The 23,312-nt window shown below is 64.2% G+C and carries 18 protein-coding genes; 10 read left to right on the top strand and 8 right to left on the bottom strand.

Annotation, left to right across the window (positions count from 1 at the left end; all coding sequences use genetic code 11):
* The first annotated feature begins 4 nt into the window (after positions 1-4).
* Positions 5-706, top strand: a complete 702-nt coding sequence (locus I4X03_RS12300; protein WP_223468509.1) for an energy transducer TonB — start codon at positions 5-7, stop codon at positions 704-706.
* A 72-nt stretch (positions 707-778) separates the two neighbouring features.
* On the top strand, positions 779-1,249 hold the full coding sequence (gene bfr / locus I4X03_RS12305) for a bacterioferritin (RefSeq protein WP_223468510.1): 471 nt from the start codon (positions 779-781) through the stop codon (positions 1,247-1,249).
* Positions 1,250-1,262: 13 nt separating this feature from the next.
* Here bfr and I4X03_RS12310 read toward each other — a convergent pair whose 3' ends face one another.
* Together I4X03_RS12310 and I4X03_RS12315 are read right to left on the bottom strand one after the other, a co-directional pair.
* A complete protein-coding gene (locus tag I4X03_RS12310) occupies positions 1,263-2,186 on the bottom strand; it encodes a PfkB family carbohydrate kinase (RefSeq protein WP_223468511.1) in 924 nt (307 codons plus the stop codon).
* Positions 2,187-2,201: 15 nt separating this feature from the next.
* Entirely contained in the window at positions 2,202-2,813 is a 612-nt protein-coding gene (locus I4X03_RS12315; protein WP_223468512.1) for a glutathione S-transferase N-terminal domain-containing protein, read from the bottom strand.
* Between the two features lie 124 nt (positions 2,814-2,937).
* On the opposite strand from I4X03_RS12315, the gene purB reads away from it, so the two are divergent.
* Positions 2,938-4,317, top strand: coding sequence for an adenylosuccinate lyase (gene purB, locus I4X03_RS12320; protein WP_223468513.1), 1,380 nt, complete (start codon positions 2,938-2,940; stop codon positions 4,315-4,317).
* A 49-nt stretch (positions 4,318-4,366) separates the two neighbouring features.
* On the opposite strand, the gene I4X03_RS12325 is transcribed toward purB, so the two are convergent.
* The gene (locus I4X03_RS12325; protein ID WP_223468514.1) at positions 4,367-6,280 is read right to left on the bottom strand and encodes a TOL_0244 family TonB-dependent receptor; all 1,914 of its coding nucleotides are present in this window, start codon (positions 6,278-6,280) and stop codon (positions 4,367-4,369) included.
* A 256-nt stretch (positions 6,281-6,536) separates the two neighbouring features.
* Here I4X03_RS12325 and I4X03_RS12330 point away from each other — a divergent pair, with 256 nt between their 5' ends.
* The 3 genes from I4X03_RS12330 to I4X03_RS12340 are packed head-to-tail and all read left to right on the top strand — an operon-like array spanning position 6,537 to position 8,261.
* Positions 6,537-7,109, top strand: a complete 573-nt coding sequence (locus tag I4X03_RS12330) for a cytochrome b (RefSeq protein WP_223468515.1) — start codon at positions 6,537-6,539, stop codon at positions 7,107-7,109.
* Positions 7,109-7,663: a YceI family protein gene (locus I4X03_RS12335; protein WP_223468516.1), complete on the top strand. Its 555-nt coding sequence runs from the start codon at positions 7,109-7,111 to the stop codon at positions 7,661-7,663. Before I4X03_RS12330 ends, I4X03_RS12335 begins: the two co-directional genes overlap by 1 nt.
* A gap of 25 nt (positions 7,664-7,688) precedes the next feature.
* The gene (locus I4X03_RS12340; protein WP_223468517.1) at positions 7,689-8,261 is read left to right on the top strand and encodes a YceI family protein; all 573 of its coding nucleotides are present in this window, start codon (positions 7,689-7,691) and stop codon (positions 8,259-8,261) included.
* 92 nt (positions 8,262-8,353) lie between these two features.
* Here I4X03_RS12340 and I4X03_RS12345 read toward each other — a convergent pair whose 3' ends face one another.
* A complete protein-coding gene (locus I4X03_RS12345; protein ID WP_223468518.1) occupies positions 8,354-9,493 on the bottom strand; it encodes a hypothetical protein in 1,140 nt (379 codons plus the stop codon).
* 277 nt (positions 9,494-9,770) lie between these two features.
* Here I4X03_RS12345 and I4X03_RS12350 point away from each other — a divergent pair, with 277 nt between their 5' ends.
* From I4X03_RS12350 to I4X03_RS12365, 4 genes are all read left to right on the top strand, one after another.
* A complete protein-coding gene (locus I4X03_RS12350) occupies positions 9,771-10,040 on the top strand; it encodes a GlsB/YeaQ/YmgE family stress response membrane protein (protein ID WP_223468519.1) in 270 nt (89 codons plus the stop codon).
* Positions 10,041-10,103: 63 nt separating this feature from the next.
* The gene (locus tag I4X03_RS12355; RefSeq protein WP_223468520.1) at positions 10,104-11,381 is read left to right on the top strand and encodes a phospholipase D-like domain-containing protein; all 1,278 of its coding nucleotides are present in this window, start codon (positions 10,104-10,106) and stop codon (positions 11,379-11,381) included.
* Between the two features lie 153 nt (positions 11,382-11,534).
* Positions 11,535-13,691, top strand: a complete 2,157-nt coding sequence (locus I4X03_RS12360; RefSeq protein ID WP_223468521.1) for a S46 family peptidase — start codon at positions 11,535-11,537, stop codon at positions 13,689-13,691.
* A 372-nt stretch (positions 13,692-14,063) separates the two neighbouring features.
* Positions 14,064-14,813: a CPBP family intramembrane glutamic endopeptidase gene (locus tag I4X03_RS12365; protein ID WP_223468522.1), complete on the top strand. Its 750-nt coding sequence runs from the start codon at positions 14,064-14,066 to the stop codon at positions 14,811-14,813.
* Between the two features lie 88 nt (positions 14,814-14,901).
* Here the strand turns inward: I4X03_RS12365 and I4X03_RS12370 are convergent, their stop codons facing one another.
* From I4X03_RS12370 to I4X03_RS12385, 4 genes are all read right to left on the bottom strand, one after another.
* Complete coding sequence (locus tag I4X03_RS12370; RefSeq protein WP_223468523.1) at positions 14,902-16,356, bottom strand: APC family permease; 1,455 nt, start codon at positions 16,354-16,356, stop codon at positions 14,902-14,904.
* A 110-nt stretch (positions 16,357-16,466) separates the two neighbouring features.
* Positions 16,467-17,324 (bottom strand): GIN domain-containing protein, encoded by an 858-nt coding sequence (locus tag I4X03_RS12375; protein ID WP_223468524.1) that lies wholly within the window; start codon positions 17,322-17,324, stop codon positions 16,467-16,469.
* Positions 17,325-17,511: 187 nt separating this feature from the next.
* On the bottom strand, positions 17,512-18,489 hold the full coding sequence (locus I4X03_RS12380; RefSeq protein WP_223468525.1) for a succinylglutamate desuccinylase: 978 nt from the start codon (positions 18,487-18,489) through the stop codon (positions 17,512-17,514).
* 5 nt (positions 18,490-18,494) lie between these two features.
* Positions 18,495-23,198: an NAD-glutamate dehydrogenase domain-containing protein gene (locus I4X03_RS12385; protein ID WP_223468526.1), complete on the bottom strand. Its 4,704-nt coding sequence runs from the start codon at positions 23,196-23,198 to the stop codon at positions 18,495-18,497.
* Positions 23,199-23,312: the final 114 nt, after the last annotated feature.

A 23,312-nucleotide genomic window follows, 5' to 3' on the forward strand; every position in this document is an offset into this window, starting at 1 on the left:
TCCGATGAACGCCATCGCCTGGCCGGCCGGCCCCGACTTCAGCGGCGCAGCGCCGCTCATCGGAAGGCTGCGCGCCAGGTTCGGCCCGGTCGCCGTGGTTGTCGCGGTCCACGCCCTGCTGTTCTACCTCGTTTCCAGCGGCCTGCTGGCCCGCGTCGCCGATGCCGCACTGCCCCGGGTGGTCGACGTGACCTTCGTGGCCTTCGAGCCTGAGCCGCCTGCCCCGACACCTCCCGCCGCGCCCAAAGTCGTCACGCCGGCGCAGCTGCCGCCGCCGGTCATGCCGGTGGTGCCAACCATTGAAGTGGCGCGCAACCCGGACGCCATCAGCCTGCCGCAAGCGGCGCCGCAGCCAGTGGCGCCCGCTGCCGAACCGACCCGCGTGGCCGTTGCCGTGGCGCCGGCGCCGGCTCCGCCGGCAGGCCCGAAAACGATTTCGACCGGCGTCGAATATATCCAGGCGCCGCAGCCGGTATATCCGTCGCAGTCGCGCCGCATGGGCGAACAGGGCAAGGTGGTGCTGCGCGTGCTGGTCGACGAAAAAGGCAGGCCCGACCAGGTGCTGGTGCAGCATTCGTCCGGTTCCTCGCGCCTCGACGAGGCGGGCCGCCAGGCCGCCCTGCGCGCGCTGTTCAAACCCCACCTCGAAGATGGCCGCCCGGTGGCCGTGTTCGTCATTGTCCCGCTCAACTTCCAGCTCGGCTGATCACACGTCTTTTGCCCGGAACCTGTCGGTTTGCTATGATGGTGGGATCCCTACCACTTTCGAAAGCATCCCATGAAGGGCGATCCAAACATCATCCGTCTGCTCAACGCGCAGCTCACCAATGAGCTGACCGCCGTGAATCAGTACTTCCTGCACGCGCGCATGTACCGCCACTGGGGTTTCGAGAAGCTCGGCAAGAAGGAGTACGACGAGTCGATCGGCGAGATGAAGCATGCGGACAAGCTGATCGACCGCATCCTGATGCTCGACGGCCTGCCGAACCTGCAGGCGCTGCACAAGCTGTTGATCGGCGAGAATACCCAGGAAATGCTCGAAGCCGACCTGCAGCTGGAAAAAGCGGCGCAGGTCACCGTCAAGGAAGGCATCGCCGAAAGCGAAAAGGCCGCCGACTACGTGTCGCGCGACCTGTTCCTGCAGATTCTCGAAGACACCGAAGAGCACATCGAATGGCTCGAAACGCAGGTGGACCTGATCGTCAAGATCGGCATCCAGAACTACCTGCAAAGCCAGATGGCTGAGTAATTTGGCCGATGCGTCAGGCGGCGCGCCAGCGTGCCACCCAGCGGTCGTAGAAGTCCATGTCGCGCGGTATCGCACCCGGTATCGCGCACACCGCGCCGGCGAACTCGTTGGCCCGCGCGAGGGTTTGCGCCAGCGGCCAGCCGCGCGCGCGGCCAAGCAGGAAAATCGCCGAGAACGCGTCCCCGGCACCTACCGTGTCGATCACAAACGGCGGCGCCGGCGTGTCGCGGTTGGCGATGACGTCGCCATCGGCGCCGAAATACACCGAGCCGCGATGGCCCAGGGTCACCAGCAAGGCCTCCAGCCTGAACTTGCGCACCAGCGCCGCGCACGCCGCGTGCACGGCTTCCATTGCCATCGCCTCGGCGGTATCGGCGATACCCAGGCACTGGGCGAACAGCACCTGCAGCTCTTCTTCATTGACCTTGACGATGTCGGCGGCCGACAGCGAGCGCTCGATACAGTCGCCGCCGCACTGGCCGGTACGCAGGTTCAGGTCGAGGAAGCGGGTGGCGGTGGCCGCGCCGAGCAGCGCGAACAGCGCCTCGCGCGAGGGGTCGGCGCGCTGCGCCAGGGTGCCGAAGTAGAACGCCGCCGGCTCGACTTCGCGCGCCGCTGCAAGCGCCGCGCCGGCCTCGATGAAGTCGTAGGCCTGGTCGGGCAGGATGATGAACCGGTGGCCGTCGGCGCCGCGCTCGACGATCACGCGGCCGGTTTCTTCGATCGGATCGATCTGAAGGCCGCGCGCGGACATCGCGAAGCGTTCGAACTCCGCCTGCACCAGGTTGCCGTTGCGGTCGGACCCGACCCGCGTGACCATCAGCTGCGGCTCCATGAACGCAGCCAGATGGCGCGCCACGTTGAAGGGCGCCCCGCCGACCACCTGGTCGCCGCCGAAGTCATCGACCAGCGCTTCGCCAAATACCACTGTCGTCATGGTGCCGGCCCGCCGTTAATTCTGCGGGACGGTGTCGCGGAACGACGCACGCTCGGAGACCTTGTCGAACAGCCGCGCCAGGTTCGGATAATCGCCGCGCCAGTCGATCTCGGGGAAACGGAAAGCCAGCCAGCCGAGCGTGCAGCCGACCGCCACATCGGCCAGCGTGTAATGGGTACCCATGCAAAAATTCTGTTCGCCGAGGTCTGTCGACATCACGGCAAGGCCGGCGCTGACCTTGGCCATCTGGCGGTCGATCCAGGCCTGGCTCTGCTGCTCGGGCGGACGCAGGATTTTTTCGAGGCGCACCAGGATGGCGGCGTCGAGCACGCCGTCGGCCAGCGCTTCCCACACCTTGACGTTGGCGCGGTCGCGGCTGTTCGGCGGCAGCAGCTTGCACACCGGCGTGAGGGTATCGAGATATTCGGCGATGACGCGCGAGTCGTACATCGGGCTGCCGTCGTCCATCATCAGGCACGGCACCTTGCCCAGCGGGTTAGCGTCGTTGATCCTGGTGTCCGGCGCCCAGACGTTTTCCAGCTCGTAGTCGTAATCGAGCTTTTTTTCGGCGAGGACCACACGCACCTTGCGCACGAAGGGGCTGGCTAGCGAACCGATCAGTTTCATAGGATTTTCTAGTGGATGAATGATCAGCAGTATAGCATCGCGGCTTGTACCGGCTGGCGGCCCGCCGGTGGTAAAATCCATGTCCTGTCGTATCGCACCTCAATTTCAATCAACGCCCTCTCCCATGACCTCTACTGCACCTTACTCCACGCTGTCGGCCCTGTCGCCGCTGGACGGCCGCTACGCCGCCAAGACCGATCTCCTGCGCCCGATCCTGTCGGAAGCCGGCTTCATGCACCACCGCGTCAAGGTCGAAATCGCGTGGCTGCAAGCGCTGTCGCAGGCCGGCTTTGCCGAGATCAAGCCGTTTTCCAGCAGCGCCATCGCGCACCTGGACAAGATGGCCGCCGATTTCAGCGAAGCCGACGCGGCGCGCATCAAGGAAATCGAAGCGGTCACCAACCACGACGTGAAAGCGGTCGAGTACTGGCTGAAGGAACAAGTGAAGGATGTCCCTGAACTGGTCGCGGCGACCGAGTTCATCCACTTCGCCTGCACCTCCGAAGACATCAACAACACCTCGCACGGCATGATGCTCAAGGCTGCGCGCGACACCGTGATGCTGCCAACCCTGAACAAGCTGGTCGCCAAGCTGACCCAGATCGCGCACGACAATGCCGACGTGCCGATGCTGTCGCGCACCCACGGCCAGACCGCCAGCCCGACCACGCTCGGCAAGGAGATGGCCAACGTCGTCGCGCGCCTGCAGCGCGCCGCCAAGCGCATCGCCGACGTCGAAGTGCTGGCCAAGATGAACGGCGCGGTCGGCAACTACAACGCCCACCTGGCGGCCTATCCGGGCTTCGACTGGGCGGCCTTCTCGAAGGGCGTCATCGAACAGCGCCTTGGCCTGACCTTCAACCCGTACACCATCCAGATCGAGCCGCACGACTACATGGCCGAACTGTTCGACGCGATCGCCCGCGCCAACACCATCCTGCTCGACCTGAACCGCGACATCTGGACCTACATCTCGCTGGGTTACTTCAAGCAGTCGACCAAGGCCGGCGAAATCGGCTCCTCCACCATGCCCCACAAGGTCAACCCGATCGACTTCGAGAACTCCGAAGGCAACCTGGGACTGGCCAATGCGCTGTTGCGACACATGGCCGAGAAGCTGCCGGTATCGCGCATGCAGCGCGACCTGACCGATTCGACCGTGCTGCGCAATATCGGCGTCGGCTTCGGCTACACGCTGCTGGCCTACGACAGCTGCCTGCGCGGCCTGAACAAGCTGGAAGTGAACCGCGCGCGCCTCGAGCAGGACCTGGACGCGAACTGGGAAGTGCTGGCCGAGCCAGTGCAGACGGTGATGCGCCGCTACGGCATCGAGAACCCGTACGAGCAGCTGAAGGAACTCACGCGCGGCAAGGGCATTTCGAAAGACGCGCTGCGCGAGTTCATCCTGACGCTGGCGATGCCGCAGGAAGCCAAGGACCTGCTGCTGGCCATGACGCCGGCCAATTACATCGGTATCGCGGCAACACTGGCGCGCGACATTTAACGACCAACGGCGGATGCGGCCTCGGCAGCATCCGCCGGATTGCTTTCTTCTACATCCCCCACACCAGCTTCAACGCCACCGAGCGCGGAATTTCCGCCCGCGTCGCCGCCGGCCCGTACTCGGGGTGGCCGCCATTGACGTTCTGCGCCGTCACCGACACTTCCAGATCCGGAGTCACCTGCCAGCCGAAGCGCGCGTCGACCGCCGTATAGCCCGGCACCGCTTGCTGCGCCAGCGCGGCCACCTTGCGCACCGCGATCTCGATATCCTTGCCGCGCGCCAGGCTGTACGCCGAGCGCAGCTGCATGGTATGCGACGGGTCCTTGCCCACGATCCCCGGCCCTGCCAGGTCGTTGCTGCCGGGCTTCAGCTGCATGTTCTGGTGCAGCGCCGTGAAACCCGCGCTCAGGCGCCACGCTGGCGTGGCCTGGTAGCTGCCCCACATCTCGATGCCGTTTGCCCGGCCTTCCATCAGGCTGTCGAACACGATGAAGGTGCGGGTCGGGTCAATTTCCTGCGTGCGCAGGTGGTCATAGTCGTTATGGAACAGCGTTGCCGAGTAGGACAGGCCGGGCAGCGGCTGGCCGCGGTAGCCAAGTTCGAGCACGCTGGCCACTTCCGAGCGCACCCGCAGCCCGCCGCGCAGAAGATAAGGCGGTTTGCCCGGAACATAAGCGTCGGCATCGAGCCGCGACGGCGCGCGCACCGTGCGCGAGGCGCCGGCCCAGACCGAATGCGACGGCGCCGCCTGCCACGACAGGCGCAGCGTCGGCAAGAACTCATTGCCAGTGTAGTCGTTGCGCTCGATGCGGGCGCCGGCGGTCAGGCGCAGCCTGTCGCGCAGCGCGATCTCGTCCTGCGCGAACAGGCTCGACCAGCTCTGCCCGACCCTGGCCGGGAGGAAGGCAATGGTATCGCTGTTGGTGACCTCGTCCCATGAACGGCGGTAGTTGGCGCCCCACACGATGCGGTGGCTGCCGAGCGCGCGCAGCGCGTGCTGGAACTGGATATCGGCAATGTTGAGCCGTTCGGAGAAGGTCGGCGGCACCGAGCGCTGGGTGTGATCCAGGTAGCCCTGCAGGCTCAGCTCGCTGCCATCGGCCAGGCGCCGGGTCCAGCTGGCCGCGAGGTTGGCGCCGGTGGTGTCGACCGTGCCGAGTTGCAGATTGCTGCCGTCGACGGAAATCAGGCCTGGGGCCGGCTGCTGGCTGGCGCCGCGGTAGGCGCTGCCGTTCAGGCTGGCCTGGCCGGCGTCAAAGCGCCAGTCGGCCCGGAAGCCCACCTGAGATTGATGGCGCGCATCGTTGACGCGCGCGCCATCGCCCAGCGCCGTGTGACCGGCATCGAGGTGTTTGCCATAGACGCGCCAGGCCCCGCGCGGCGTCGACCAGCCGTGCCGGAAGGCGGCTTGCGCGCCCCGCGTTCCGCCCTGGATGGTTGCCAGGCTGCCGATGGTATCGGCGGCCGAACGGGTGATGATGCTGATGACGCCGTTGACGGCATTGACGCCCCACAAGGTGCCGCCGGGACCGCTGACCACTTCGATGCGCTCGATATCGTCCAGCATCAGGTCCTGGGCATCCCAGAACACGCCGGAGAAGAACGGCGAGTAGACCGAGCGGCCGTCGATCAGCACCAGCAGTTTGTTGGGCGCACTGTTATTGCTGCCGTTCAGGCCGCGCGCGCTGATCGCGTAGGCGGCCGACGCCGATTGGGCGACGTGCAGGTTGGGCGCGAGGCGCAGCGCTTCGGGAATGCTGCCGGCGCCCGAGCGGCGGATATCGTCCGTCGTAATCACGAACACCGAGGCGGCGGCGGCGCCGAGCCGCTCCGGCTGTTTCGATACCGAGGTGATCTGGATGTTGGCCAGCTCTTCGATCGACAGGTCCGCCATGTCGCGGGGGTCGACGAATGTTGCATGCGCTGGCAGCGCCAGCAGGACGGATGCGAGCGGGGCCAGCATGGCACGGCGACACCTCCGGATAACAGCGGCGGCGTGCGGTTGGTAGATTGACTGCATAAACTCCCCTGATGCGCCGGCTACGACAACGGTGGCTAAAGTTGCTTTGAACCATTATTGACCATAATCGTAACTGTTGCCGTTATTTTACATTTCGAGGCGGACTGTTCCGTATGAATCCATGCCTGCGCGATAGCGTCATGACATCGAAAAGTTGATCCTTCAACGTCAATGCTGTTTGTCTGCTATATTTGTTCTAATGAGTACGACTAATCTGAACCGTTCGATGTCCGCACGCTATACCTACACCGCCATGCTGTTTCACTGGGTAATTGCCCTGCTGGTGGTGAGCGCCTTCACGCTGGGATTGGTGATGACCGACATCCCGGGCCTGACGCCAACCAAGCTGCGCTATTTCTCCTGGCACAAATGGCTGGGCGTGACCGTGCTGCTGCTGGCAGTGCTGCGCGTGCTGTGGCGGCTGTTCCACCAGGCGCCCGCGTATCCGGCGTCGATGCCGCGCTGGCAGAAAAGCGCCGCGAACGGCCTGCACATGCTGCTGTACGTGCTGATCTTCGCCGTGCCGCTGTCGGGCTATTTCTACAGCCTCGCGTCCGGCGTGCCGGTGGTGTACCTCGGCGTGTTCGAGCTGCCGGTGCTGATCGCAGCCGACCCCGAACTCAAGCCGGTGCTCAAGAGCATCCATTACTGGCTTAACATGCTGCTGTGCGGCGCCGTCGGCGTGCATGTGGCCGCCGCGCTGAAGCACCAGTTTATCGACCGCGACGGCGTGCTGGGCCGCATGCTGCCGTCATTTTCTAGGAGATCCTGATGATCCTGACCCGTGGCCCATTGCTGGCCGCGCTTCTGGCCGTAACACTGGCCGCCAGCGCCGCCCCACTGAAAACCGATACCGCAAAAAGCGCCATCACCGCCAACTTCAAGCAGATGAACGTGCCGGTCGCGGCGACATTCCGCACCTTCAGCGCCAAGCTCGACTATGACCCGGCCAGGCCGGCGGCGGCCAGCGCCGCCATCGAGATCGACACCGCCAGCCTCGACCTGGGCGATCCGGACATGAACAAGGAAGTGGCAAAGAAGGACTGGTTCAATTCGGCCCAGTTCCCGAAGGCGACCTTTGTGTCGTCCGAGATCAAGGCGGCCGGCGCCGGCAAGCTGAACGTGACCGGCAAGCTGACGATCAAGGGAAAGTCGGCCACCGTCACCTTCCCGGCGACGGTGCGCGCCGAAGGCGGAAAACAATTGTTCGAAGGTGCGCTGCCAATCAGGCGGCTTGCTTACAATATCGGCGACGGCGAGTGGAAAGACACCAGCATGGTCGCCGACGAGGTCGTCATCCGGTTCCGTGTTCTGGCCGGCCAGTAATTTTCTCCATCAAAAGGAAAACCCTATGAAATTCAAGCACTTGGTCGTTGCACTGGCCACCGCCGGCGTCGCCAGCGTGGCGTTCGCCGCCGACACGTACACCATCGATCCGGGCCACACCTACCCGAGTTTCGAAGCCGACCACATGGGCATCTCCGTACTGCGCGGAAAGTTCAACACCACCAAGGGCACGATCACCCTCGACCGCCAGAAGAAGACCGGTTCGATGGAGATCATCATCGACGCCTCGAGCATCGATTTCGGTCACGACAAGCTCAATGCGCACGCGAAGAACGCCGACATGTTCGACGTCGAGAAATTCCCTGAAGCGCGCTACATCGGCAAGTCGATCAAGTTTAACGGCGACACCCCGGTCTCGGTCGAAGGCGAGCTGACCCTGCACGGCGTCACCAAGCCGGTCACCCTGACCATCAACAAGTTCAAATGCATCACCGACGGCATGACAAAGCGTGAAAAATGCGGCGCCGATGCGTCGGCCGAATTCAAGCGCACCGACTTCGGCATCAATTACGCCACCCCGCGCTTTGCGCCGGAAGTGAAGCTGCAGATCGAAGTCGAAGCGCTCAAGGACAACTAAGTCCTGGCGCTGCCGCAACAAAGAAAAACCCCCGGTGCCTTCGCAGGCACCGGGGGTTTTTTACTGCCTGGCGTTATGACTGCCAGCGTCGATTAACGTCCGTCGCCGTCGGCGTCGCCTGGAATGGCGCGCTCAACACGGTGCCATGCGGCACGGGTTGCCGACTTGGCCTGGTCCCACGACAGGCGCGAATTGCCCTTGACGCGATCCCAGTCGCCCGACATGTCTTGCTCGTAGGCGTCGAATTCGCCCGAATACTTGCTGCGGCTGTTGTAGCCCAGTTCGTATGCAGGACCGTAGTCGTCATAGGTGTAGCCCGGGGTGTAGTACGGAGCGGTCTGGTAAGCGCTGCGCCAGTAAGCCGACTCTTCTTCCGGATTGACCATGCGGCCAGCTGCCTTGCCTGCCATGCCGCCGGCAAACGCGCCGACGACTGCGCCTGCTGCCGCGCCGACCGGGCCGCCGACAGCGCCTGCCGCCGCGCCCATTGCCGCGCCGCTACCTGCGCCGACGCCCTTGGCGAAGTGGTGCTCATGCAGTTCGTCGCCCGGTTCTGGATTGACGACTTCTGCCGCGCCCTTGCCTGCCAGGCCGCCAGCGATGCCGCCGATGGCCGCACCGGCGGCGATGCCGACCGGGCCAGCCGCAGCGCCGATGCCGGCGCCAGTCAGTGCACCTGCGCCAGCGCCCAGGCCGGTACCGATGATGTGCTCACCCTTGTTGTCAGTCCAGGTGCGCTCGATGTGCGCCGCATCTTCATCCGTGCGCGGATTCACGCCCATCAGGATGCCGCCACTCTTGATGCCTTCTTCGTAGTGCTTGACGCGCTCTTCCGGAATGCCTGCGCCGATCAGTGCGCCAACCAGGCCGCCTGCGATGCCGCCGGCGCCAGCGCCAGCCAGTGCAGCTGCGATTGGGCCGGCCACAACCAGGCCGATGCCTGGCAGGACCAGGGTGGTGCCGACGGCAGCCACGCCGGCCAGGACCGCGCCGATGGTTCCGCCAATGCCGGCGCCAACGCCGGCGCCTTCGGCAGCCTTGCTGCCCAGCTCAGTGTCGGTGTCGGCAAAGTGGCGCTTGCGGGCGTCGTCCGACATCATCAAGGTGACGTCGTCTTTCGAGTAGCCGCGGTCGGAGAGCGAGTTGTAAGCGCGTTCGGCGCTGTCACGGTCGCGGAACAGCCCGGTTACCATGCGCGAATTTTTCTGGTTGTTGGTGTCGTAGTTGCTCATTATCAATCTCCTAAAATTATCAATCTGCGGGGCTTTAAATAAAACCTGGAATTCGTTGCCAGTTCTTTAACAATATGCCGCGACAAGATTGCACTCTGTACGCTGACGCACCCAATTTCAGACTTTCCAAATGGCATGAAAAGGCCGCGGAGCGATATCGCCGTTACGTTCGTTGCCGCACCGACCAAGGGTTATCGAAAGACTATTCTTTTTCCACGGTCAGCACTTTTAGGGATGGCCAAAGGGGTACGTTTCTAATCTAATAGGAGGAATCAACATGTTATTCATCATCTGGATCATTGTCGGCGGTATCTTGGGTTGGCTGGCTAGCATGGTCATGAAAACGGACGCAGAACAGGGCATGATCCTGAACATCGTCGTCGGCATCATCGGCGCCTTCCTGGGCGGCTGGTTGCTTTCTCCGCTGTTCGGTACCGGCACCATCAACTCGGACGACTTCAGCATCAGCTCGCTGCTGGTATCGTTCCTTGGCGCTGTCATCCTGCTCGCAATCGTCAACCTGCTGCGTCGCGGCAAGGTACGTTAATCGCGGCACGCTCTACTAACCAACGCCTCACCGCGTTGGTTTTTTTTCGTCTGGAATAAGCGCATGAACAGGAATACGGTCAAGATTGCTTTGCTCAGCATTACCGCCACGTTGGTCGCGGTGTTTTTGGTATTCAACCTGCTGCCGAGCGAAAAGCAAATCGAAAAACAGCTGCTGCAGAAGTACGATACGTCCGATCCGCAGTTTCGCCGCTCGATGGGCGTCCTGCTGGGCCCAGCGATTATTGAAGGAAATAAAGTTGAAGTGCTGCTCAATGGCGCCCAGATATTCCCGGCGATGCTCGATGCGATCCGCGGCGCGCAGCACACCATCACGCTGGAGACCTATATCTACTGGTCCGAAACCATCGGCAAGGAATTCAGCGACGCGCTGATCGAACGCGCGCGCGCCGGCGTCAAGGTGCACGTCATGCTCGACTTCATGGGCAGCATCAAGATGGACCTGGCCGCCATTGACGCGATGAAGGCGGCCGGCGTGCACGTCCAGCGCTATCACAAGCCGGTGTGGTGGAAGTTCACCCGGCTGAACAACCGCACCCACCGCAAACTGTTGATCGTCGACGGCAAGACCGGATTCACCGGCGGCGTCGGCATCGCCGACCAGTGGCGCGGCAACGCCGAGGATGACAAGCACTGGCGCGACACCCATTTCCGCGTCCAGGGCCCGGTGGTCGGGCAGATGCAGGCGGTGTTCAACGATAACTGGACCAAGGCCACCGGCCAGGTCCTCGACGGCCCGCACTATTTCCCGGCACTGGAAAAAGCCGGCGCCCACGACGCCCAGATGTTCAGCAGCTCGCCCACCGGCGGCAGCGGCAGCATGCACCTGATGTACCTGATCGCGATCAACGCGGCGCGAAACTCGATCAACCTGTCGGCGTCCTACTTCGTACCCGACGAGCTGGCCATCAAGGCGCTGGTCGCGGCCAGGAAGCGCGGCGTCGCGGTGCGCATCATCACGCCGGGACCGGACATCGATTCCGACATCGTGCGCGCCGCCTCGCGCGAACGCTGGGGCGACCTGCTCAAGGCCGGCGTCAAGATCGCCGAATACCAGCCCACCATGTACCACGTCAAAGCGCTGATCGTCGATACGATGATGGTGTCGGTCGGCTCGACCAACTTCGACAACCGTTCGTTCAGCATCAATGACGAAGCCAACCTGAACGTGATGGACCGTGAATTTGCCACGCAGCAGGCCGCGATCTTCGACGCCGACTGGGCCAAGTCGAAGCCGATCACCCTGCAGGCGTGGGAGAATCGGCCGTGGACCGACAAGTTGCACGGCGAGATTGCGTCGCTGATCGGCGCGCAGCTGTAACGACGATCAGCTCGTTACCTCCCGGCAAAACTGTACAAAACCCCATATGTACACGATAAAATGTGGTTGACTAAGTGGAGGTCGATACGGATACTCTAGGGCGCTCATGTAGCGCCCTGTTCAGTTCCGATTACCATAAGAGACGAAACGCGAATGAAAAAACTCCTCCTCCCGCTCGCCCTGCTGTCCACGTTCGCACACGCCGACGAAGGCATGTGGATGCCGCAGCAGCTGCCACAAGTAGCCAAGCAACTCAAGGCAGCCGGCCTCAAGCTCGATCCTGCCGCCCTGACCAAACTGACCGAGTTTCCGATGGGCGCGATTGTGAGCCTGGGCGGCTGCTCCGCCTCGTTCGTTTCGCCGCAGGGCCTGGTTGCCACCAACCACCACTGCGTCTACAACAGCATCGCCGTCAACTCGACCCCTGAACGCGACCTGCTGGCCAACGGCTTCCTGGCCAAGACCTTCGCAGAAGAACTGCCGGCAGCGCCAGGCAGCCGCATCTTCGTGACCAAGGAAGTGACCAACGTCAGCAACAAGATCATCACCCCCGACGTCGCCGCGCTGTCCGGCAAGGCGCGCGTGGACGCGATGGAAAAGAACATGAAGTCGATGGTCGCCGAATGCGAAAAAGACGCCGGCCACCGCTGCAACGTGGCCAGCTACTACGGCGGCCTCGAGTTCTACCTGATCAAGCAACTGGAAATCCGCGACGTTCGCCTTGTGCACGCGCCGGCCTCCGGCGTGGGCAAATTCGGCGGCGACCAGGACAACTGGATGTGGCCGCGCCACACCGGTGACTACGGTTTCTACCGCGGCTACGTGAGCAAGGACGGCAAGGCTGCCGACTTCTCGAAGGACAACATCCCTTACGTACCGAAGCACCACCTGAAGATTGCAAAAGAAGGCGTCAAGGAAGGCGACTTCGTCATGGTACTGGGCTATCCGGGCCGCACCAACCGCCACCGCCTGCCGTCGGAAGTGGCGTACACGTTCGACTGGAACTACCCGGCATTTGTCCAGGCTTCGCAAGAAACCCTGGCGATCATCGACCGCGAAACCAAGAACGATCCTGACGCCAAGCTCAAGTACGCTGGCCGGGTCGCGGGCGTGAACAACTACTACAAGAACCGCAAGGGCATGCTGACCAGCTACGAGAACAGCGATATCCTGGCGCGCAAGACCAAGGAACACGCGGACCTCAAGGCCTGGATCCATTCGAATGCCGCACGCAAGAACGAGTTTGGCGGCGACATCGAGAAGGTCGAAGCACTGATCGCCCAGCGCGACGCCGACATCAAGCGCGACTTCTTCCTCAGCTCGTCTTCGCCGCGCCTGCTGACCGTCGCACGCGAACTGTACCGCCTGGCGAACGAAAGCACCAAGCCCGACGCCGAACGCAAGGCCGGCTACCAGCAGCGCGACCTGCCGCGCTTCCAGGCCGGCGTGGCCGCGGTAGACCGTACCTACACCGAGAAAGTCGACAAGGCACTGGCGCTGAACAGTCTGGTCAAGTACGCCGCGCAGCCAAAAGCACAGCGCAGCGCCAACTTCGACGCAGCCCTGGGCATCACCGACGGCATGACCGAAGCCCAGCTGAAAGCTGCGCTGGACAAGATGTACGCAGGTTCGCAGCTGGCCGACAAGGCGGCGCGTACCGCATGGCTGGGCAAGAAGCCGGAAGACTTCAAGGCCAGCAATGACAGCTTCATCAAGGCAGCGGTCGCCATGTACGAGCAGGGCCTGAAGAGCGAAGCCGAGGAAGAAGAACTGGCCGGCAAGATCCAGCAAGCCTACGCCAACTACATGAAGGCAAAGATCGCCTACATGACCAGCAAGGGCCAGGCTGTGTATCCGGACGCTAACAGCACCCTGCGCGTCACCTTCGGCAAGATCGCCGGCCGCGCGTTCGGCGCCGACGGCACCGGCGCATGGACCCCGTTCACCACCGTCAAGGGCGTGGTAGCGAAGGCCACCGGCGAAGGCGAGTTCAACGCACCGGCAGCGCAGCTGGCATCGATCAAGGCCAAGGACTTCGGCAAATATGTCGACCCTAAGCTCAAGACCGTGCCTGTGAACTACCTGGCGACGCTCGACATCACCGGCGGCAACTCGGGTTCGGCAGCGCTGAACGCCAAGGGCGAGTTCATCGGCCTGGCCTTCGACGGCACCCTCGATTCGATCATCTCGGACTGGGACTTCAACAACGCCAACACCCGCTCGATCCAGGTCGACGTGCGTTACATGCTGTGGAACATGAAGCATGTCGACAAAGCCGACAACTTGCTGAAAGAAATGAACGTCGAGTAACTGACGACGGCATCGCGCGATGCTGAACGAAAGCCACGCCGCCGCAAGGCCGCGTGGCTTTTTTATAGGCGATCAACGTTAAGTGTGGAATCCACTCCGTCCTTCCCGCGCAGGCGGGAATCCATACTGACGCCGGGTAGCGGATCGGGGTCTCGCGGCTACAGCGTCGCTGGGATGGGTGCCCGCCTGCGCGGGCACGACGTGGCGGTGGCCACTCCGGTTTCCAGATGTAACAGTGACATAGCGATTTAATACGCGATGTCACCGTCAAGTGTGGAATTCACTCCGTCCTGCGCGGGCACGACGTGGCGGTGGCCACGCCGGTTTCCACATGTACCGGTGACATAGCGTTTTTATATGCCGAGAGACAGTATGAATGCAGGAGATGCGACGATCTGGCGGATGGGCGCCAATCCTGTGGCGGCATTGGCGGCGGTGCTGATGCTGGCCACCGCCTTCGCCGCGATGCGCGCCGGCGGCGTGCTGGGGCCGCCCGCGCTGCGCTGGCTGCTGCCGGCCGGCTTCACGCTGATGGCAGCGATGCCATGGCTGCTGATGAATGCCGAAGGAAGGCGTCAGATCGGGCTCAGGCGGCCCGATTGCGCCGGCGCCTGGCTTCCCGCCATCGCGCTTGGCGCGGCGGCGTCACTGGCGTGCTTTGCGATCGGCATGGCGCTGTTCGGGCGCGGCGCGGAAAACTGGTTCGTCAGCATCGCCAATAATTACCGCGGCGTGATGGACACGACTGGCATGTCGCTGTTGACGCTGCACCTGGTCTTTACCTTGCCTGCCCTGATGTTCAGCCCGGTCGCCGAAGAAATCTTCTTCCGCGGAATACTGCAGCGCGCCCTTGAGCAACACGTGTCGGGGCGCAGCGCCACGCTGATCGAAAGCGCGGCCTTCGGTGCGGTGCACCTGTGCCACCATGGATTGCTGCTGGAAGCCGCCGGGCTGGGCTGGATGCCGCTGTCGGGGTCGTTGTGGATGCTGCTGATGTTCGGCACCGCGCTGCTGTTCGCCGCGATCAGGAAGCGCAGCGGATCGCTCTACCCTGCGATGGCCGCGCACGCCGCGTTCAACCTGACGATGAACGCGGCAATTTTCTGGGCGCTATGGCCCTGAAGACCCCGTCATTCCCGCGCAGGCGGGAACCCATACCGCCGCAGCTTATGCCTGCTATGGGTTCCCGCTGACGCGGGAACGACATCGTTCAGGTTTGGCTGTTCAGTTTCGAGTGACGAATGCCGTAGGCAAAGTACGCCAGCACCGCCACCGTCATCCAGATCGCGAACGTCGTGAAGGTGGTTTTCGACAAGTCCTTCATGATGTACAGGCAGGCAAAAATCGACAAGCCCGGGATCAGGTAAGGCCCGAACGGCACGCGGAAGCCCTTGCCGGCCGGCTCGCCGCCGCGCCGGCGCATGACCGGCACCGCCATCGACACCACCATGAACGCCGTCAGCGTGCCCATGCTGACCATATCCCACAGGAAGGTCGAATCGACGAGGCCCGCCACCAGGCTGACCACGATGCAGACGATGATCGTATTGCTGACCGGCGCCGCGGTGCGCGCATTGAGCTTCTGGAAGGTCTTCGGGATCAGGCCGTCGCGGCTGATCGCGTACAGGATGCGGGTCTGGCCATAAATGGTCACCAGGGTCACGCTGAACACCGAAATCACCGCGCCAGCCGACAGCACCAGCGCAGGCCAGCTCTGGCCGGTCACGTTCTGCAGGATCACCGACAGGCCGGCTTCCTGGTGCGCAAACATATGCGCGGGCTGGGCGCCCACGGCCGCCAACGCGACCATCAGGTAGAACACGGTGACGATCGCCAGCGCCATCAGGATACCCAGCGGTACCGTGCGGCTCGGATCCTTGACCTCTTCACCCGCGGTGGCCACCGTATCGAGGCCGATGAACGAGAAGAACACCGTGCCGGCAGCCGCGGTCACGCCCGCCATGCCGGCAAAGCCCTTGCTGTTGTCGGTATTGAAGAACGGCGTGAAGTTGGCGGCGTCGAAGCCGGAGAACGCGATCACCACGAAGAACACCAGGATCGCCAGCTTGATCAGCACCATCACCGCGTTGGTGGTGGCCGATTCGCGGGTGCCGCGCACCAGCATGAAGCCGCACATGATCACCAGCAGGATCGGCGGCAGGTTGATGTGGCCAACATTGAACTCGACGCCGTTGGGCCCGGAGACGATCATCGGCGTTCGCAGCATCTCGGGTATCTGCCACCCGAAGGCATTGTCGAGGAAGTTGTTCAGGTAGGAAGACCAGCCGATGGCGGTGGCGCTGGCCGCCAGCCCGTATTCGAGCAGGAGGCAGGCCGCCATGATGAAGGCGGCGAACTCGCCGACCGACGCGTAGGCGAACGAATAGGACGAGCCTGACGCCGGGATGCGGAACGCCAGCTCGGCGTAGCACAGCGCGGTCAGGCCGGCCGTGATGGCGGCGATCAGGAACGACAGGATGACCGAAGGCCCCGCCTTGGGAACCGCTTCGACCATCGTGAAGAAAATGCCGGTGCCGATGGTGGCGCCGACGCCAATCATGGTCAACGGGAACAAGCCCATCGTCTGCGCCAGTCCGCCGGCGCCATCGGCCGTCCGGTCTACCAGCTTGGTTCGCAACAGCTTCTGGCCCAATGATTGATTCACGTCTGTCCCTTGTGTGCTCGAAAAAATTCTAGCGATTATAGGGGCATATCGAATTTACCAATACACATCTTTCATTGGAGCCAGAGTTGCCACTCTAACAAATGCGATCCTTAGTTCAACACGTTGACGTGCTTGCCGCTGACATTGCGCTGGTTTGGGTTGCCGTGCACGGTGATCCGGCCGGAACCGTTGCCGTTGGCGACCAGCGACTGCTTGACCATCGCCGAGATATCGCCCGAACCGTTGGTCGACAGGTCGGCGCGCTGCGCCGTCACGCGCGAGACATGGACGTCGCCCGAACCGTGCACGCTGGCGTTGAGCGTCTGCACGGCGCCGCTGGCTTCGATGTCGCCCGAGCCGCGTACGTGCGCGGTGAGCTGGTCGCCATCGACGTGGCCGAGCATGATGCGTCCCGAACCGGCCAGGCTGGCATGCGCGCTGCGGCTGCGCAGGCCAAGCGCGTCGACGGTGCCGGAGCCGGTGCTGCGGACATCGAAGCTGCTGACATTGCCCGACAGCTGGGTCTTGCCGGAGCCGGTCTTGACGAAGGTGAGCGGTGCGCCGTTCAGGCCGCTGATATCAAGGCGGCCCGAACCGGTGCTGCGCAGGTGGCTCAGGCGCGGCGCGCTGTAGCTGATGCGGATGGGCTGGGTGGGCTTGATCTGCCCGTCGACCCAGATCCGCATGGTGTCGCCCGCCACTTCCGAACGGATCATCGGCAGCAGGTTGCCGTCGGCCTCGATCTTCAAGCCAGGCTGGCCGCCGACGCGCACGTCGACCTGCATCGGGCCGGTGATGTCGAGGCTGGACAGGCTGGATACCGGGCGCTGCTCGCTGGCGACGCGGCCGTCGCCCGCCACGCCGTCGCCGCTGAAGACGGAATGCATCTGGACGTCGTGGTCTGGAGTGACGATGATGGCGCAGCCAGCCAGGGCGGCCACGCAGGCGAGGGACAGGAGAGTACGCATTGTCGGACCTTTTTGTTGTTTGGTTGAGGATTCAACCTTAACAAAAGCGTCCTGGGGGGAGCCGGGGCGTGCGATGAACTGCAGAATCCGGGGAACAGCCAGCAAAAAGCCGTCGATCCCGCGTCGGCGGCAATACGTGCATATGTATCGGCGGCGTATGGGTTCCCGCCTTCGCGGGAACGACACGTTAGCTGGCGCGAACGACCATCAAGCCCGCACGCAATCCCACGCGAACGTCGGGATTGGGGAATACGACCAGCTCCTCGGCGTGCTTCACCGTATAAACAGTCTCGCCATCGGTGGCGATCACGTCGCCCTGGCGCAGCGCGGTGAAGTTCTGCGTGCTGCGGTCGAACGCCATCTGGAAGCCGTCCGACAGCTTGATCACTTCCTGCGCCACCTTGAACACATGCGGCTCGGCCTTCGCAGCCGTGGCCGCAGCGCCGCGCAGCAGCCCTTCCAGCGCCAGCTGCACATCGGCGAACTGCGACAGGTCGTTCTGTCCCAGCACGCCGACACGCCCGAGTTCCACGGTGCTTGCCGCCGCTCCGTGATGCTCGGCCGAGTAGTAGCTGTAGGTGCCGGCCGAACTCGGGTTCATGATGATCGCGCCGATCGCGGCCTGCCCCAGCCAGCCCACCAGCGCCGCCTTGCCCTGGTCGGCAATCAGGTCGGGCACGATGGCGAAGGTCGGGTACACCGAAGGACGAATCGCCGTGTGCAGGTCGAGGTGCCAGCGCACCGGGCCGGCGCCGGCGAAGAAGTCTTCGGTGGCCTTGATCATGGCATCGGCCCGCGGCGCCTCCGCCGCGTCGGCGAGCGAACCGCGCACTGGCCTGAACATGCGGTTCAGGTCAGCGTCGATAAACCGCTTGCCCGCCGCGATCGCGTCCACGTTGCCGACGCAGACCATCAGGTCGACCGCCAGTTCGGAAGGCGCGTGCGACAAGGCGTCAAGCACATGGGCCACCACTTCAATCGGCCCGGTCTCGTCGCCATGCACGCCGACCGACAGCACCACGCTAGCGCGCGCCGCCATGGCCGACTTGATCGTCATGATGCCGCGCGCCGGCAGCGTTACCGCAAAGCCGGCGTCCAGGAAGCGCTGCGCCACAGCGCCGAGATCAGCTTCGGCGAGGGCGCGGACAGCGTCAGGTAGCGTCATGCCGCTTACGCTGCCTTGGCGGTCGGGTTGGTCGATTCCGACAGCGACCAGACGTCAAGCATGGCCGATTCGAGATCCGCAGGCTGGGCGTAGCCGGTCAGTGCCAGCTGGCTGGCGACCGCTTCAACCGCATCATGCACCGGAACGCCGCTGCTGGCGCGCGCCAGTACCTGCTCCAGCAGACGCTGCTGGGTGCGGCGCAGGGCCTGCGTCGCGTAGTTACGCAGCTGCTCCTGCGACTTGCTGGTGGCGGCCAGCTTCAGGCCACGCTCCAGCATGTCGATGCCGGCGCGGGCACGCAGTGCCATGCCGACCTGCAGGAACTGCGCAAGCGACATGCCCGCGGGACGCTGTACTGCCACTGCCGCGAACAGGAAGCTCGACACGGATTCGATCGCGTCGACTGCCTTCCAGGCCTGTGCGAACGATGCCGGCAGGGTCGGGTAATTGTCCGCGTCGGTCTGCGCCGGCGCCAGGCTCTTGACGGTGTCCGGCTGTGCGAACAGCTGCGCCAGTTCGGCCATGCCGCTTTCGTGATCGCCGCCGTTCACCGACAGCACGCCTTCCAGCAGTGCCTTGAACAGCACGCGGGTACGCGCATCGACCTTGACCGATACGGCGCGCGGCACCGTCAAGGCGTCGGCGTCGAGTGCGTTGAACACAGGCGCCAGCTGGAGCGCCGTCCATGCCTGGCCCCATGCCTTGACGACTTCGGTTTCGTCGACGCCGTGTTCCGCGGCGAGGTCACGCAGCATCAGCGGGCCGCAGCGGTTGACCGCTTCGTTGGCCAGCACGGTTGCCAGGATCGCGTTCGCCAGCGGGTGAGCCAGCGGATCGCGGGTCGCTACCAGCTGCGCCGGGAAGTACGGCTTGAGCACGGTGGCCGCCCATGGCTCGTCGGTCAGCGGCAGCGCCAGCAAGGTGCGCTTGAAGCGGTTCTTGACGTTGGCGATGACCACCGCCAGTTCAGGCGCGGTCAGTCCATGGCCGCTGGCTTTGCGGCGCTGCAGTTCGGCGTCGGTCGGCAGCTGCTCGAGTTCGCGCGACAGCGCTCCCTCTTTTTCCAGGCTGGTGATCAGCGATGCGTAGCCATCGACCACGTTGGCATCGGCTTGCGCCTGGCCTTCGCGGGTCAGCAGGTGGGTCTGCTGGGAGTTGTCACGCAGGACCAGGCGCTCGATCTCGCCGGTCATCTCGTTCAGGATGCGGTTACGGTCCGCTTCCGGCAGCTCGCCTGCATTGACTTCGGTGTCGAGCCAGATCTTGACGTTGACTTCGTGGTCGGAGCAATCCACGCCAGCCGAGTTGTCGATCGCATCGGTGAAGATGCGGCCGCCCGACAGCGCGAATTCGATGCGGCCGGCCTGGGTCGCGCCCAGGTTGCCGCCTTCGGCCACCACCTTGCAGCGCAGCTGGCTGCCATCGACACGGATGTTGTCGTTGGCGCGGTCCTTGACCTGGGCGTGTGTTTCGGTCGACGACTTGATGTAGGTACCGATACCGCCGTTGTAGAACAGGTCCACCGGCGCCAGCAGGATACGGTGCATCAGTTCTTCAGGCGACAGCGAAGTTTCGGCGATGTCGAGCGCTGCGCGTACCTGCGGCGACAGCTCGATCGAACGTGCGGTGCGCGGGAACACGCCGCCGCCTTCCGAGATCAGGTCCTTGTTGTAGTCTTCCCACGACGAACGCGGCAGCGCGAACATGCGGGCGCGCTCGGCGAACGAGGTCACCACACTTGGCGCCGGGTCGAGGAAGATGTGGCGGTGGTCGAACGCCGCGAGCACCTTCAGCTGGCGCGACAGCAGCACGCCGTTGCCGAACACGTCGCCCGACATGTCGCCCACGCCGACCATGGTGATCGGGGTGGTTTCCATGTCGTGGTCCATTTCGTAGAAGTGGCGCTTGACCGCTTCGAACGCACCCTTGGCGGTAATGCCCATCTTCTTGTGGTCGTAGCCGTTCGAGCCGCCCGACGCAAACGCGTCGCCCAGCCAGAAGCCGCGCTGGACCGCGATGCTGTTGGCGATGTCGGAGAATGTCGCGGTGCCCTTGTCGGCGGCAACCACCAGGTAAGGATCGTCCTGGTCGTAGCGCACGGTGTCGCCTGGCGGCACGATGACGCCGCGCACGCGGTTGTCGGTCACTTCCAGCAGGCTGGAGATGAACAGGCGATACACCGCTTCGCCTTCAGCGGCGATGGTCTCGCGCACTGCGTCCTTCGGCATCAGCTTGCAGACGAAGCCGCCCTTCGAGCCGGCCGGCACGATGACCGCGTTCTTGACCATCTGCGCCTTGACCAGGCCGAGGACTTCGGTGCGGTAGTCTTCCATGCGGTCCGACCAGCGCAGGCCGCCGCGGGCGACCGGGCCGCCGCGCAGGTGCACGCCTTCGAAGCGGCGCGAGAACACGAAGATCTCGCGGTACGGGCGCGGCTCCGGCGCCAGCGCCAGGTTGCTGGTGTCGAACTTGAAGATGATCTTGTCGCCCTTCTGGTCGTTCTGGAAGTAGCTGGTGCGGACCGTATGCAGCACCAGGTCGACCAGCGCTGCGAGGATTTCCTCGGTATCGGCGTGGTTGACGGTCGCCAGGCGCGACTTGATCGACATGACCTTCTCGGTGCCGGCTCCGCGTTCCGCTTCGCTCAGCGCCGGGTTGAAGCGCTGCAGGAAGCCGTCGACCAGTTCCTTGACCATGTCCGGCTGGCGGCGCAAGGTGTCGGCCATGTAGCGGACGGTGAACTTGCTGCCGGTCTGGCGCCAGTAGCTGATGTAGGCGCGCACCAGCTGGACTTCGCGGGTCGACAGGCCGCCCTCGATGACCAGGCCGTTCAGGCGGCCATCTTCGGCGTCGTCGTTGAACAGCGCGGTGAACAATTCTTCAGCGACGGGAACGATGTTCGGGCGCGCCAGCTTGGCCGCGCTTTCGGCGTCAACCGACAGGCTGGTGACAAAGCGGCGCGCACCGTCGATCGAGGCGATCGAATAGGTCTGCTCGCGGTCGATCGATACGCCGGCGTTCTGCAGTGCCGGCAGGATGCGCGACAGCGACGGCACGTTTTCGATCGAGTACAGGCGCACGGTGGCCGAATCGGCGTCTTCGGCGTCGATGCGTACCTCGATGCCTTCGCTGCCGTTGGCCAGGATCGCTTCAAGGTCGCGGAAGGCGACGTCCGGCGCGGTGGCGGTCACGTAATTGACCGGCAGGGTCGAGCACATCTTGCGCAAGGTGGTGCGCGCGGCGACATCGGCGACGCCGTCGGTCAGCGCGGCGAACTTGTCGTGCCAGCCTTCGAGGATCGACATCAGCGGCTGCTGGATGTCGCTTTCCAGGTCGAGCGGATTGCGAGCGGCGTGGGCGATCAGGTAGACGCGCGCCAGCGGGCCGTCGGCCACCAGCGCTTGTGGACGGACGTCGGTCGCGCCCGAGCTTTCTTTCAGTGCGGCCGCCAGGCTCTGCACGATGGCGGCGCTGTAGCGCTCGCGCGGCAGGTAGACCAGGACGTTCAGGTGGCGTGCGTAGACGTCGCGGCGGGCGAAGATCTTGGCGCGTGGCTGCTTGTACAGCGAGACCACCGAGCTGCAAACCTGCGCCAGCCATTCAGGATCGGCTTCCAGCGCCTCGGTGCGCGGCAGCGATTCCATGATTTCGAGGAACTTCTCGGCGCGGAAGCCTTCCTGGCGAACGCCGGCCAGCGACAGCACCTTGGCGACGCGGCCACGCGCGAACGGCAGGCGTGCCAGCGGGGTCGAGGTGGCGGCGCGGGTGAACAGGCCGACGAAGCAGTGCTCGCCGAGGATCGCGCCCTGGGCGTCGGTATGGCGCACGCCGATGAAGTCGAGCGGCTGGTCGCGGTGCAGCGTGCCTTCGACGTCGGCCTTGACGATCGACAGCGCGTCGGCGCGCTTCGACAGGGTCTCGAAGTCGCCCGGGATGTTGGCCAGGCAGGTGCCGTAGACCGGGTGCGAGGTATCCTGCAGCACGCCCATGCGGCTCGGGATGTCGCGCTCCAGCTCGCGCACGCCTGGCTTGACGACGTAGTAAGCGTAGCCGAACGGCTCGAAGCCTTCGTTCTTGGCCCACTCGAGGAATGCAGCCACTTCCTGGCCGGCGGCGCCCTGCTGGGAAGCCTGCGCGGCGACGGTGGTCAGGCGGTCGGCCATCGCAACCGCATCGCGGCGCACGACCGCGGCGTCGCGCGCCACCATCTGCAAACGCTCGACCAGTGTGCTCAGTTCATCCGCGGCGAGGTCTTCAGCCAGCAGGCAAAGCACATACGATTCAAGCGGCGCGCCGGCTTCGCCGACCGATACCGCCTGGCCGTTGGCGTCGCGGCGCACCGCGAGCACGGCGTTCATCACGCCGGTCGCCTGGACCTTCTGCTTGCGCAGGGCCATGACGATCGAGTCGACCAGGTAAGGCATGTCGTCGTTCAGGACAAGCAAGGCGCTGGCCATGCCGCCGCGGCCATCCGCGTAGCGCAGCTGCGCAATCTGGCAGCCCTGCGAGGTGCGGCGCGCGGCCTGGAAAAAGCCGTCCCACAGCACTGGCGCAAGGCTGTCGGGCGACGTGCCTGCGAGGTCTTCGTCGTCGAGCGACGCCAGCCAGGCGCCGATCAGGGCCTCGACCTGGCTGCTGTCGGCAGCCGGCTTGCTTGCGTTGACCAGTGCCAGCGTTTGCATACGCAGGGTTTGGGGCATAACTTTCATCTTGCTTCTCCAATGCTTGTTGTGTAGTGCCTCGCGGTCGCACTTGCTTGTGGCCGTGCTAGCGCGATCGATAGAAAGACGGGGTTGGCCCATCCAAAAATTAGTTCTTCACGG

The sequence above is a fragment of the Massilia soli genome (genome assembly GCF_016809835.1).
Classification (GTDB): Bacteria; Pseudomonadota; Gammaproteobacteria; order Burkholderiales; family Burkholderiaceae_D; genus Telluria_A; species Telluria_A soli.